12 protein-coding genes are annotated in these 12,244 nt (G+C 73.9%); 8 read left to right on the top strand and 4 right to left on the bottom strand.

Annotated elements, in window-relative coordinates:
• On the bottom strand, positions 1-697 hold a 697-nt coding region (gene ppk2, locus PU704_RS06925; RefSeq protein WP_277550800.1), incomplete at its 3' end, for a polyphosphate kinase 2.
• Between the two features lie 193 nt (positions 698-890).
• Between ppk2 and PU704_RS06920 the strand changes: the two genes are divergently transcribed.
• Both PU704_RS06920 and PU704_RS06915 read left to right on the top strand, forming a co-directional pair.
• Positions 891-1,922 (top strand): 6-phosphofructokinase, encoded by a 1,032-nt coding sequence (locus tag PU704_RS06920; RefSeq protein WP_277550789.1) that lies wholly within the window; start codon positions 891-893, stop codon positions 1,920-1,922.
• Positions 1,923-1,975: 53 nt separating this feature from the next.
• Positions 1,976-2,788, top strand: coding sequence for a LamG domain-containing protein (locus PU704_RS06915; RefSeq protein ID WP_277550788.1), 813 nt, complete (start codon positions 1,976-1,978; stop codon positions 2,786-2,788).
• Positions 2,789-2,906: 118 nt separating this feature from the next.
• On the opposite strand, the gene ygfZ is transcribed toward PU704_RS06915, so the two are convergent.
• The 3 genes from ygfZ to PU704_RS06900 all read right to left on the bottom strand — a co-directional run bounded on the left by ygfZ (position 2,907) and on the right by PU704_RS06900 (position 5,332).
• Positions 2,907-4,004, bottom strand: a complete 1,098-nt coding sequence (gene ygfZ, locus PU704_RS06910) for a CAF17-like 4Fe-4S cluster assembly/insertion protein YgfZ (protein WP_277550786.1) — start codon at positions 4,002-4,004, stop codon at positions 2,907-2,909.
• A gap of 5 nt (positions 4,005-4,009) precedes the next feature.
• Complete coding sequence (locus PU704_RS06905; RefSeq protein WP_075871770.1) at positions 4,010-4,609, bottom strand: heme-binding beta-barrel domain-containing protein; 600 nt, start codon at positions 4,607-4,609, stop codon at positions 4,010-4,012.
• 117 nt (positions 4,610-4,726) lie between these two features.
• The gene (locus PU704_RS06900; protein ID WP_047803681.1) at positions 4,727-5,332 is read right to left on the bottom strand and encodes a hypothetical protein; all 606 of its coding nucleotides are present in this window, start codon (positions 5,330-5,332) and stop codon (positions 4,727-4,729) included.
• A 202-nt stretch (positions 5,333-5,534) separates the two neighbouring features.
• Between PU704_RS06900 and PU704_RS06895 the strand changes: the two genes are divergently transcribed.
• From PU704_RS06895 to PU704_RS06870, 6 genes are all read left to right on the top strand, one after another.
• Positions 5,535-6,218, top strand: coding sequence for a response regulator transcription factor (locus PU704_RS06895; RefSeq protein ID WP_139318471.1), 684 nt, complete (start codon positions 5,535-5,537; stop codon positions 6,216-6,218).
• Positions 6,219-6,271: 53 nt separating this feature from the next.
• Entirely contained in the window at positions 6,272-7,207 is a 936-nt protein-coding gene (gene mshD, locus PU704_RS06890) for a mycothiol synthase (RefSeq protein ID WP_277550784.1), read from the top strand.
• Positions 7,208-7,263: 56 nt separating this feature from the next.
• Positions 7,264-9,543, top strand: coding sequence for an RNA degradosome polyphosphate kinase (locus tag PU704_RS06885; protein WP_277550783.1), 2,280 nt, complete (start codon positions 7,264-7,266; stop codon positions 9,541-9,543).
• A gap of 86 nt (positions 9,544-9,629) precedes the next feature.
• A complete protein-coding gene (locus tag PU704_RS06880; protein WP_277550782.1) occupies positions 9,630-10,751 on the top strand; it encodes an NUDIX hydrolase in 1,122 nt (373 codons plus the stop codon).
• 31 nt (positions 10,752-10,782) lie between these two features.
• Complete coding sequence (locus tag PU704_RS06875; RefSeq protein ID WP_277550781.1) at positions 10,783-11,637, top strand: thymidylate synthase; 855 nt, start codon at positions 10,783-10,785, stop codon at positions 11,635-11,637.
• Positions 11,634-12,200, top strand: a complete 567-nt coding sequence (locus PU704_RS06870) for a dihydrofolate reductase (RefSeq protein WP_277550780.1) — start codon at positions 11,634-11,636, stop codon at positions 12,198-12,200. The genes PU704_RS06875 and PU704_RS06870 overlap by 4 nt, the downstream gene beginning before the upstream one ends.
• The last annotated feature ends 44 nt before the right edge of the window (positions 12,201-12,244 follow it).

The following is a 12,244-nucleotide window of genomic DNA, read 5'->3' as shown; positions in this document are numbered from 1 at the left end:
CGGTGTAGTCCTCCCACCGGTCCAGGGAGGCCAGGTCCATCGGGGAGAGCTTCCAGCGGCGCACCGGGTCGATCTGGCGGATCGCGAAGCGGGTGCGCTGCTCGTGCTGGGTGACGGAGAACCAGAACTTGGTCAGATGGATGCCCGACTCCACCAGCATCTTCTCGAACACCGGGGCCTGGATCATGAAGTCCTCGTACTCCGCGTCCGAGCAGAAGCCCATCACCCGCTCCACGTTGGCCCGGTTGTACCAGGAGCGGTCGAACATCACGATCTCCCCGGCGGTGGGCAGGTGGCCGATGTAGCGCTGGAAGTACCACTGCCCCCGTTCCCGGTCGGAGGGCTTGGTGAGGGCCACCACCCGGGCCGCACGCGGGTTCAGGTGCTCGGTGAAGCGCTTGATCGTCCCGCCCTTGCCGGCCGCGTCGCGGCCCTCGAACACGATGACGTGCTTGAGGTCGTGGTCCTGGCCCCAGTACTGGAACTTCAGCAGCTCGATCTGCAGCCGGTACTTCTCCAGCTCGTAGTCCTCCCGGTCCAGCCGCTCCTCGTAGGGGTAGTCCTCCCGCCAGGTCTGCACCGCCGAGCCCCCCGGGTCGATCAGGTCCGGGTCCGGCGACTGCCCGTCCCGCACCGTGTAGCCCTGATCGACCAGCTTGTCGATGAACTCCCGCAGGTTCTCCCGGACCGGTTCCATGTCCTCGTTCACCGCAGACCTCCTTCCGGGCCCGTCCGACCCCTTTCCCCGCAGTCTAGGCCCGGTCCCGCAGCCCGGGGGCCCGGACCGCCCGGCCGGCCGCGGCCCCGCCGCGGAGCCCGTTCACTAGACTGGTCGAGCCGGTGCACGTCCGGCCGACTCGCACGCCGCCGACCCGGAGGAGACTGTACGGATGAAGATCGGACTGCTGACCAGCGGCGGGGACTGCCCCGGGCTCAACGCGGTGATCCGGGCGGCGGTGCTGCACGGGATCAAGAGCCACGGCCACGAGTTCGTGGGCTTCCGCGACGGCTGGCGCGGGGTCGTGGAGGGCGACATCATGGACCTGCCCCGCACCCGGGTGCGGGGGCTGGCCCGGGAGGGCGGCACCATCCTGGGCACCTCCCGCACCAACCCCTACGACGGTCCCGGCGGCGGGCCGGAGAAGATCGCCGTGATGCTCGAACGCCACCACATCGACGCGATCGTGGCCATCGGCGGGGAGGGCACCCTGGCCGGGGCGAAGCGTCTGGCCGAGGCCGGGCTGCCGGTGGTGGGGGTGCCCAAGACCATCGACAACGACCTGCAGGCCACCGACTACACCTTCGGCTTCGACACCGCCGTGCAGATCGCCACCGACGCGATGGACCGGCTGCGCACCACCGGGGAGTCCCACCACCGCTGCATGGTCGCCGAGGTCATGGGCCGCCACGTCGGGTGGATCGCCCTGCACTCGGGGATGTCCGCCGGGGCGCACGCGGTGCTGATCCCCGAGCAGTCGGTGTCCATGGAGCAGGTCTGCGCCTGGGTCACCGAGGTGCACGAGCGCGGCCGCTCCCCGCTGGTGGTCGTGGCCGAGGGCTTCATCCCCGAGGGCCACGGCGACGTGCTCGCCGGCAAGGGCATCGAGGCCTCCGGCCGGCCCCGGCTGGGTGGGGTCGGGGAGTACGTCACCGAGCAGATCGAGGCCGCCACCGGGATCGAGACCCGCAACACGATCCTGGGCCACATCCAGCGCGGCGGGGCCCCCACCGGCTTCGACCGGGTCCTGGCCACCCGCTTCGGGCTGGCCGCCGTGGACCTGGTCACCGACAAGGGCTGGGGCCAGATGGTCGCCATCCGCGGCACCGACATGGTCCGGGTGCCCTTCGGCGAGGCCCTGGCCGGGCTCAAGACCGTGCCCCAGCACCGCTGGGACGAGGCCCGGGTCCTCTTCGGCCGCTGATCCCGCCTGCCGGGCCCCTGTGCTCCCGGCGGCGCCCCGGGCAGAACGGTGCCATGGTCGACGAGGTCGAGACGTTCCCGGCGGCACCCGGGCGCGCGCCCGACGTGGCGGACGACTTCCGGGGGCCGCGTCTGCGGGAGGACCTGTGGGTCGATCACTACCTCCCGCACTGGAGCACGCCGGAGCGGTCCCGTGCCCGGTACGACCTGGACGGCGCCGGGATCCGTCTGCGGATCGACGAGGACCAGCCGGACTGGCGACCGGAGGACGCGCCGCTGCGGGTCTCGAACCTGCAGACCGGGGTGTTCTCCGGTCCGCCGGGGTCAGGACGGGGCACGCACCGCCACCGCCCCGATGGCCTGGTGGTGCGCACCGGGACCCCGGAGTGCCTGCTGTGGGCCCCCTCGTCGGGTCGGGTGGACGTCACGGTCAGCGCGAGTGCCGACGACGGCTGCATGCTGGCTGCGTGGCTCGTCGGGACGGAGCACCTCTCGCCCGAGCACAGCGGGGAGATCTGCGTCTTCGAGATCGACGCGAGCGCCGTCGGCCGGGTGGAGAGCGGTGCCCGCTGCGGGCTGAAGGCCCACGGTGACCCGGCTCTGGTCACCGAGATGGTGGAGGTGACCGTTCCCCTCGACGCCTCGCTCCCCCACACGTGGTCGGTCCAGTGGGGGCCCGCGGGCACGGTGATCGGCTGCGAGGGAGTCGTCGTCGCACGGTCCGCGGCGGCTCCGGGCTATCCGCTGATCCTCATGCTGGACCTGTTCGAGATCGGATCGCGGTCGGAGGGTCCGGGGTGCTACCCCAAGAGCGCCCGCATCCACGCCGTGCGCGGCTGGGCGGGCGGCTCGGTGCGGGGGCGGTAGTCGGTCCCCCCTGCCGAGGACCGCCCGTGCCGGCGCCGGCCGCGGCCTGCGCTCCCGGTGGGCCGGGACCCCGGAGGGCCTGCCGTGGGCCGTCCGGCACGACCCTGCGGGGTTCGTGCTAGGGGCGCTCGCCCCGGGGGCCGCGGAGGAAGCCGGACTGCCGCCCGACCACCTGGCCGGCGTCGGGCTGGACCACGACCTGCTGGGCGGCGGCCCAGTGCTGCTCGCCGTCCGTGACGAGGAGCCGGGCCTCGGGGTCGGCGGTGCGCTTGAGCACGGCCAGCGCGATGGGGCCCTGCTCGTGGTGCAGCTGCACGGAGGTGACCCGGCCGACGGTCCGCTCGCCCGCGAGGACCTCGGCGCCCGGGGAGGGCAGCGTGTGCTCGGAGCCGTCGAGGTCGAGCAGCACGAGCCGCCGGGGCGGGTGGCCCAGGTTGTGCACGCGGGCCACGGTCTCCTGCCCCTTGTAGCAGCCCTTCTGCAGGTGCACGGCGGTGCGCAGGAGGTCGAGTTCGTGCGGGATCGTCCGCTCGTCCGTCTCGGCCCCCCAGCGCGGGCGCCAGGCGGCGATCCGCAGCGCCTCGGCCGCCCACGCGCCGGCGAGGGGCAGCTCGCGGGTCAGGGCGTCCAGCTCGGCGCGGGGCACCAGGTGCTCCCACCAGGTGCGCTCCTCCCCCGGGTGCGGGCCGTCGAGGGCGGCGTAGCTCCATCCGCCCGGGGCGACCGCGGGCCAGGGGTCGCGCCAGGCCGGCCCGTCGCCCAGCGCGGGCGCGGGACCGGAGGCGCCGAGCACGGCCCACTCGCCGGAGCGGTCGGCCACCTCCACGCGCAGCGCGAAGCGCATGGACTCCAGCCACGCGACCAGCGGGGCGGTCTCGTCGGCCTCGGTGATCAGCCACGTGCTGGTGCCGTCGTCCACGACGTGCGGCGCGGTCTCGATGCGTCCCTGCACGGAGAGGAACAGGGTCTCGGCGCTGCTGCCCGGGACGAGCCTGGTGAGCACCTGCGAGGAGAGCGTGGTCAGCCAGCTGAGGCGGTCCGGACCGGTGACGGTGACGACGCCCTTCTGGGAGAGGTCGACCACGGTGCCGGGGGTGCGCACCAGGGCGCGCTGCTCGCGCAGCGGGTCGCCGTAGTGGGCGGCGACCCCACGGTCCAGGTCCTCGGCCTCGACGGCGCCCGGGCGTCCGAGCAGGGGCGAGCGGTAGGCGGTCACGGGGATCAGCCGACCTTCTTGAGCTGGGCGGAGGCGTGCGTGGCCAGCGGCTCGCCGAAGGCGGCCATGTCCCAGGCCCAGAACAGGTCGCCGTGGACCAGACCGTACATCCGGGTCGAGGAGCTGTACTGCTTGGCGCCCCGGGCACGCACGACGGCGTCCGTGGCGAGGTCGATGCGGGGCCCCTTGATCTGGCCCACGTAGAGCTCGGCGATGCCACCGGGGTGCGTGAGGGTCACCAGGACGTCGAAGCCGCCGTCGCCGTTGCGCAGCCGTTCGACGTCCTCGGCGCCCTTGAGCACCGGCACGAGGTCCGGCGGGAGCATCCCGGGGCCGACGTCGCCGTCCTCCAGGGTGCGGTCGAGCTGCCAGAAGCCCTGCTCCACGGTGGCCGGGCGCATGGGCTGCCCCTCCTCGTCGAGGAGCGTGGTCTCGGCCCGGTACTCGAGGAACGGCAGGCCGTTCTGCTCGAAGGTCACGCGCTGCCGGAAGGGCCGCTGCTCGACCTCGCCGTAGCCCATGAAGCCGTCGCCCTCCCAGGCGCCCAGCAGCCAGGCGAACGGGACGAGCTCGGGAGTCAGATCCGAGGGGATCTCGATCGGCACGGAACTAGTGCTGTCCCTTGAACAGGCCGAGGATCACCTTGAGGGAGATCCCGGCGATGAACAGACCGGAGATGCCCAGCAGGACCAGGTAGAAGATCTCGAGTGCAAGCATGGTCCCTAAGCTACCACGGTGCTCACCAGGCGGGCCGTGAACAGAGCCCCCACGCCGAGGAACGCCACAGGGGTCACGCCGAGGGCCACCACCCCCCGCTTCGGCGAGCGCTTCGGGGCCGACGAGATGACCCGGGCGCCCACGACGGCCACCAGCGCGGCCACCACGGCGCCGACCACCACCAGCTGCACGGGGTCCGGGCCGGTCGCCCGGTAGTCGCTGGCCAGGGCGATCCAGCCGGAGGAGCTGACCGTGGCGAGCACCCCCGCCGTGGAGGCGATCGTGGACTCCAGCCGGTGCTCGGCGCCCTCGCCGCGCACCAGCTCCGCCGCGAACACGGTCACCAGGGCCACCCCCACGACCGCGGGCAGCCACACGAGCTGCTGACCGGGCAGGGTCTGGACGAGCAGCGCGGCCACGACGCCGGCGGCGCTCATGATCACGTTGTGCCGGTGCCGGGCGGCGATGCCGGTGGCGGCGGGCCAGCCGAAGCCGATCACCAGGGACATCCCGGCGGCCAGGAGCAGCGGCGCGGGACCGGCGACCACGACCGCGGCCAGGGCCGCCGCCAGACTGAGCACGCTGCACGCGGCGATCATGGCGTATCTCATGGCGATCGGATTCCTGCACTGTCGAGGGTCGGGGCCGGCGCCCGGACCGGCGCGACCGGGCGGACACGAGCAACGATAGCGGCTGGCCGGGAGAGGGGGCCGGGGCGCGCGGCGCCCCGCGTCGGGGCCGGGTCGCGCGGGCGGGGATCGGCGCCGACTTATACTGACAGCTCAGCCCGTACGCCAGAGTGGAGAAGCACGAGTGTTCCAGATCCTGATGCTGACCGACGCGGACGGTCCCTCGGCATCGGTGCTGCCGGCCCTCGACCTGCTCAACCACCGGGTGACGGTCGCCCCGACCCGCACCGTCTCGGGCAGCCTCGACGGCCGCCACCCCGACGTGGTGCTGCTGGACGGGCGCACCGACCTGATCACCGCGCGCAACCTCGCCCAGCTGCTCACCACGAAGGGCCTGGCGGCACCGCTGCTGATGGTCCTGACGGAGGGCGGGATGGCCGCGGTGGCCGCGAACTGGATGGTCGACGACGTGGTGCTCGACACCGCCGGCCCGGCTGAGGTCGAGGCCCGGCTGCGCCTGGCCTCCTCCCGCACGGCCGAGGCGCCCGAGGACGACACCCGGATCCGCGCGGGCTCGGTGGTCATCGACGACGCCGCCTACTCCGCCCACGTCAACGGCCAGCCGCTGAACCTGACCTACAAGGAGTTCGAGCTGCTGAAGTTCCTGGCCCAGCACTCCGGACGGGTCTTCACCCGCGCGCAGCTGCTGAGCGAGGTCTGGGGCTACGACTACTACGGCGGCACCCGCACCGTGGACGTGCACGTGCGGCGGCTGCGGGCCAAGCTGGGCGCCGACCACGAGCACCTGATCACCACGGTGCGTAACGTGGGCTACAGCTTCGCCACGAGCCGGAGCCGGGAGCACTGAGCACCGGCCCACCGGCCCGTCCGTCCCGCCGCCCCGTTCCGCAGGAGGTCCAGATGCCCCAGTCCGTGCCGTACGAGCTCGACCGCCCGGCCGTCGCCCCGGTCGAGGAGATCACGGGCCTCGCCTCCCGGGCCGAGGCCGCGGACGGCGACCCGCCGTTCTCCGACCAGACGCTCGTGGACCTGCGGACCGCACCCGGCGGACGGGTGCGCACGGTCCTCGCACGGGCCTCCGGCGGGGAGCTGCTCGGCGCGGCGGTCCGTGTCCAGGAGCCCGACGACGACGCCGCGCTCGTGGAGCTCGTGGTGGACCCCGGGCACCGCCGCGGCGGGATCGGGGCGGCGCTGGCCGCGGCCCTGGCCGAGGAGACCGCGGACGCGGTCCGGGCGTGGGCCCACGGCGGCCACCCCGGCGCGGCGGCGCTGGCCGCCCGGCACGGACTGGTGCCGGTGCGCGACCTGCACCGCCTGCTCCGCCCGCTGGGCGGCGCGCCCGACCTGCCCCTGCCCGAGGCGATGCCCGCCGGCTACCGGCTGCGGGCCTTCGAGCCCGGCCGGGACGAGGACGAATGGCTGCGCGTCAACGCGGCCGCGTTCGCCGGCCACCCCGAGCAGGGCCGGATGACCCTCGAGGACCTCCGGCAGCGGGAGGCCGAGCCCTGGTTCGACCCGGCGGGGTTCCTGCTGGCGGTCCGGTCCGGGGAGCCGGGCACCGTGGCCGGCTTCCACTGGACCAAGGTCCACCCCGGGGACGGCGAGCGCCCCGCCCTGGGCGAGGTCTACGCCGTGGGCGTCGCCCCCGAGCACCAGGGCACCGGCCTGGGCCGGGCCCTGACCGCCGCGGGGGTCAACCACCTCGCCCGGCAGGGTCTGGGCGAGGTCATGCTCTACGTGGACGGCGACAACACCGCGGCGCTGCGGCTGTACGAGCGCCTGGGCTTCCGGCCCTGGCACCTCGACGTGATGTACGCCCGCGACGCCCCCGCCTGACCCCTCCGCCCGCGCCCCGGCCCGGTCCCGCACCGGCCCCACCAGACAGGATCACCATGACCACGCACCAGCAGGACGCCCCGCAGCCCGCGCCGGCCCCGCACCCGGCCGCACCCCCGGAGGCGGAGCCGGCGGCGCCGTCCGCGGACGGCGCCGCCGAGCTGGCCGACGCCGCCCGCGGGCACGGGGACCGCGACCGGATCGACGACCCCGTGCCCGCCGCCCGGCAGGTGCTCGAGGGCTCGCACGGACCCGAGCGCTTCCTCGACCGGGAGGCCAGCTGGATCGCCTTCAACACCCGGGTCCTGGAGCTGGCGGAGGACCCGGACCTGTTCCTGCTGGAGCGGGTGCACTTCCTGTCCATCGTGGCCTCCAACCTGGACGAGTTCTTCATGGTCCGGGTGGCCGGTCTCAAGCGGCGCATCGCCACGGGCATCGCCCGGCCCGCGGCCTCGGGGCACTCCCCCGCGGAGCAGATGGCCACCATCGCGGTGCGCGCCCACGAGCTGCAGGAGCGCCACGCGCGGGCCTTCCACGACCTGGTCCGCCCCGAGCTGGCCCGGGAGGACATCCACCTCATCGGGTGGGAGGACCTCGACGACCCCACCCGGGAGCGGCTCACCCGGGACTTCCACCGGAAGGTCTTCCCGATCCTCACGCCGCTGGCGGTGGACCCGGCCCACCCGTTCCCCTACATCTCCGGGCTCAGCCTCAACCTGGCCGTGATGGTCCGCAACCCGCAGTCGGGCAAGCGGCTGTTCGCCCGCGTCAAGGTCCCGGACCAGCTGCCCCGGCTGCTCTCGGTGGACGCGCCGGGCGCGGCCCGCACCCCGCACGGTCAGGCCCGCTTCATCCCGCTCGAGGACGTCATCGCCCAGCACCTGGACGACCTGTTCCCCGGGATGGAGGTCGAGGAGCACCAGGTGTTCCGGGTGACCCGCAACGAGGACCTGGAGGTCGAGGAGGACGACGCCGAGAACCTGCTGCAGGCCCTGGAGAAGGAGCTGCTGCGCCGCCGCTTCGGCCCGGCGGTGCGCCTGGAGGTCACGGACAGCATCAGCGCGGAGGTCCTCGAGCTGCTCGTCTCCGAGCTGGGCATCGACGAGTCCGAGATCTACCGCCTGCCCGCCCCGCTGGACCTGCGCGGGCTGGGGGTCATCGCCGGTGTGGACCGCCCGGAGCTGCACTATCCCCGCCACGTGGCGCACACCTCCCGCTACCTCAACGCCGCGGAGACCGCCAAGGCCGCCGACGTCTTCGCCGCGACCCGGTCCCGGGACGTGCTGCTGCACCACCCCTACGACTCCTTCGCCACCAGCGTGCAGGCCTTCCTGGAGCAGGCCGCCGCGGACCCGAAGGTCCAGGCGATCAAGCAGACCCTGTACCGCACCTCCGGGGACTCCCCGATCGTGGACGCGCTCATCGACGCCGCCGAGGCCGGCAAGCAGGTCCTGGCGCTGGTGGAGATCAAGGCCCGCTTCGACGAGCAGGCGAACATCTCCTGGGCCCGCAAGCTCGAGCAGGCCGGGGTGCACGTGGTCTACGGCATCGTGGGGCTGAAGACCCACTGCAAGCTCTCCCTCGTGGTGCGCCAGGACGACCAGGGGCTGCGCCGCTACGTGCACATCGGCACCGGCAACTACCACCCCTCCACCGCGCGCTTCTACGAGGACCTGGGCCTGCTCACCTGCGACCCGGAGGTCGGGGAGGACGTCTCGCGGCTGTTCAACCAGCTCTCCGGCTACGCCCCGAAGACCACCTTCCAGCGCCTGCTGGTCGCCCCCCGCTCGGTGCGCTCGGGGCTGATCGACCTGGTCGAGGCCGAGATCCGCCACCACCGGGCCGGGCGGAAGGCCCGGATCCAGGTCAAGTGCAACTCGATCGTCGACGAGGCCGTCATCGACGCCCTCTACCGGGCGTCCCAGGCCGGGGTGCCCGTGGACGTGGTGGTGCGCGGGATCTGCGCGCTGCGCCCGGGGGTGCCGGGGCTGAGCGAGAACATCCGGGTCCGCTCGGTGCTGGGCCGGTTCCTGGAGCACTCGCGGGTCTTCGCGTTCTGCAACGCGGGGGAGCCGCTGGTCTACATCGGCTCGGCGGACATGATGCACCGCAACCTGGACCGCCGGGTGGAGACCCTCGTGCGGATCACCGACCCGCAGCAGGCCGAGTCGCTGGTGCGGCTGCTGGCCCGGTACGCCTCGGACGCCACGAGCAGCTGGCACCTGGGCGCGGACGGGGTCTGGACCCGTCACCACCGGGACGCCGAGGGGCGCCCGCTGGTGGACGTCCAGGAGCACCTCCTGCGCAGCCGGGCCCTGGGCCGCCCCACGATCTGAGCACCGGTACCATCGTGGAGGTGCCACCCGAGGACCCCGGGCCGGGGCGCGGCGGTGCACCACGGACACGGGACGAGAGAGGGACCATGCCCAGGACCGCCGAGAACACCGCTCCGGGAACCACCGGGAAGACCGCCGGGAAGGTCACCGGGAAGACCGCCGGGAAGGTCACCGGGAAGACCACCGGGAAGAGCACCGGGACCCCTGCCGGGCCGTCCGGCGGGAGGACCCCGGAGGAGACCGCCGGGCGGGCCGCTCCGCGGGGCGGCGGGACGTCCGCGCGCCCCGCCGACGTGCTGGCGGCGGGGTGCCTGTGCTGGCGCCGGGCGGGCACCGGGGTGGAGGTCCTCCTCATCCACCGCCCCCGCTACGACGACTGGTCGTTCCCGAAGGGCAAGCAGGACGCCGGCGAGACCCTGCCCGAGACCGCCCACCGGGAGGTGGGCGAGGAGATCGGCCTGCTCCCGCGCCTGGGCGTCCCGCTGCCCACGATCCGCTACGGCGTCAAGGACGGCGTCAAGGACGTGCGCTACTGGGCGGCGGAGTTCGGCGCCGGTGCCCGGCCCGTGCCCGACGGGCGCGAGGTCGACGAGGTCCGCTGGGTGGACCCCCGGACGGCGGCCCGGATGCTGACCAACCCCTCCGACCTCGAGCCCCTGGCCGCGCTCGTGGACCTGCACGCCCGCGGCGACCTCGCCACCCGCCCGGCGATCGTGGTGCGCCACGCCAAGGCCAAGCCGCGCTCGTCGTGGTCCCGGGCCGAGGGCGACCGGCCACTGGCCGCGACCGGGAAGCGGCAGGCGCTCGCCGTCACCCGGCTCCTGCGGGCGTGGTCCCCCGAGCGGATCGTCACCTCCCCCTGGCTGCGCTGCCTGTCCACCGTGGTGCCCTACGCCCGCAAGGCCGGGGTGACCGTGCGGGAACGGCCCCAGCTCACCGAGGCCTCCCACAAGCGCCACCCCAAGAAGGCCGCCGCCGTGGTGCAGACCCTGTTCGACAAGGACGTCCCCGCCGCGCTGTGCACGCACCGCCCGGTGCTGCCGACCGTCCTCAAGGTGCTCGCCCGGCACATGACTCCCGAGCTCGCCGGGCAGCTGCCCGCCAAGGACCCGTACCTGTCCCCGGGCGAGATGATCGTGCTCCAGATCTCCCGCCGGCACCGCCGGCGGGTGGTCTCCGTGGAGCTCGTGAAGCCCTTCGACGACTGACCTTTCCGCCTCCCTGCCCGAGGAGCCCCTCATGACCTCCCCCTCCCCCGTGCCCACGCCCGGGTCCGAGCCCGTGCCGACCCCGTACGAGGACCTCCTGCGCGAGGTCCTCGAGACGGGCGCGCACAAGCCGGACCGCACGGGCACCGGGACCCGCAGCGTCTTCGGCCGCCAGATCCGCTTCGACCTCGCGGACTCGTTCCCGCTGCTGACCACCAAGCGGGTGCACTTCCGCTCCCTGGCGCTGGAGCTGCTGTGGTTCCTGCGCGGGGACTCGAACGTGCGCTGGCTGCAGGAGCGCGGCGTGTCCATCTGGGACGAGTGGGCCGACGAGAACGGGGACCTGGGGCCCGTCTACGGGGTGCAGTGGCGCTCCTGGCCCACCCCCGGCGGCGGCTCGATCGACCAGATCGCGAAGGTCGTGGAGCAGATCCGCACGAACCCGGACTCCCGCCGGCACGTGGTGACGGCGTGGAACCCTGCCGAGGTGGACGAGATGGCGCTGCCGCCGTGCCACGCCCTCTTCCAGTTCTACGTGGAGCCCGCCGAGGACGGGCCGGGGCGGCTCTCGTGCCAGCTCTACCAGCGCTCGGCGGACATGTTCCTGGGCGTGCCGTTCAACATCGCCTCCTACGCCCTGCTCACCGTCATGGTGGCCCAGCAGACCGGCCTGGTGCCCGGCGAGTTCGTCTGGACCGGCGGGGACTGCCACGTCTACGACAACCACGTGGAGCAGGTCCGCGAGCAGCTCTCCCGCACGCCCTTCCCCTATCCAAGGCTGCGGCTGACCCGGCGGCCCGGCTCCCTCTTCGACTACGCCTACGAGGACTTCGAGGTCCTCGACTACCGCCACCACCCCGCGATCCCGGCGCCGGTGGCCGTATGAGCGCGCACCCCGGACCGGACGCGCCGCAGGCCCCCGCGGGGACGGTCGGGGCGATCTGGGCGCAGACCGCCGAGGGCGTCATCGGCCGCGGCGGCACGATGCCCTGGTCCCTGCCGGAGGACCTGGCCTTCTTCCGGCGCACGACCACCGGCCACCCCGTGATCATGGGCCGGCGCACCTGGGAGTCGTTCCCCGAGCGCTTCCGTCCCCTGCCCGGGCGCACCAACATCGTGATCACCTCCGCCCCGGAGCGGGTGGTCCCCGGCGGCGGCGACGGCGCCGTGCGCACCGCGCGGTCCTACCCCGAGGCCGTCGCGCTGGCGCGGAGCAGCCCCGGCGCGGAGCGGATCTGGGTGATCGGCGGCGGGGAGGTCTACCGGCAGGCCCTGGCCGACCCCCGGGACCCCGTGACGGAGGCGCTCGTGACGGTCATCGACCTCGCCGTGGAGGGGGACACGCACGCCCCCGTGCTCGGCGACGGGTGGACCACGGAGCCGGTCGTGGGACCCTCCGTCTCCCGCACCGGGCTCGGCTACCGGGTCGACCGGCGCACCCGTTCCTGAGCCGCGGGCCTGTTCCGTCCGTCCCGGCGCTCCGGTAGCGTGAA

The organism is Kocuria oceani, from assembly GCF_029524215.1.
GTDB classification, from domain to species: domain Bacteria; phylum Actinomycetota; class Actinomycetes; order Actinomycetales; family Micrococcaceae; genus Kocuria; species Kocuria oceani.
This window is presented reverse-complemented; position numbering and strand designations above follow the sequence as displayed.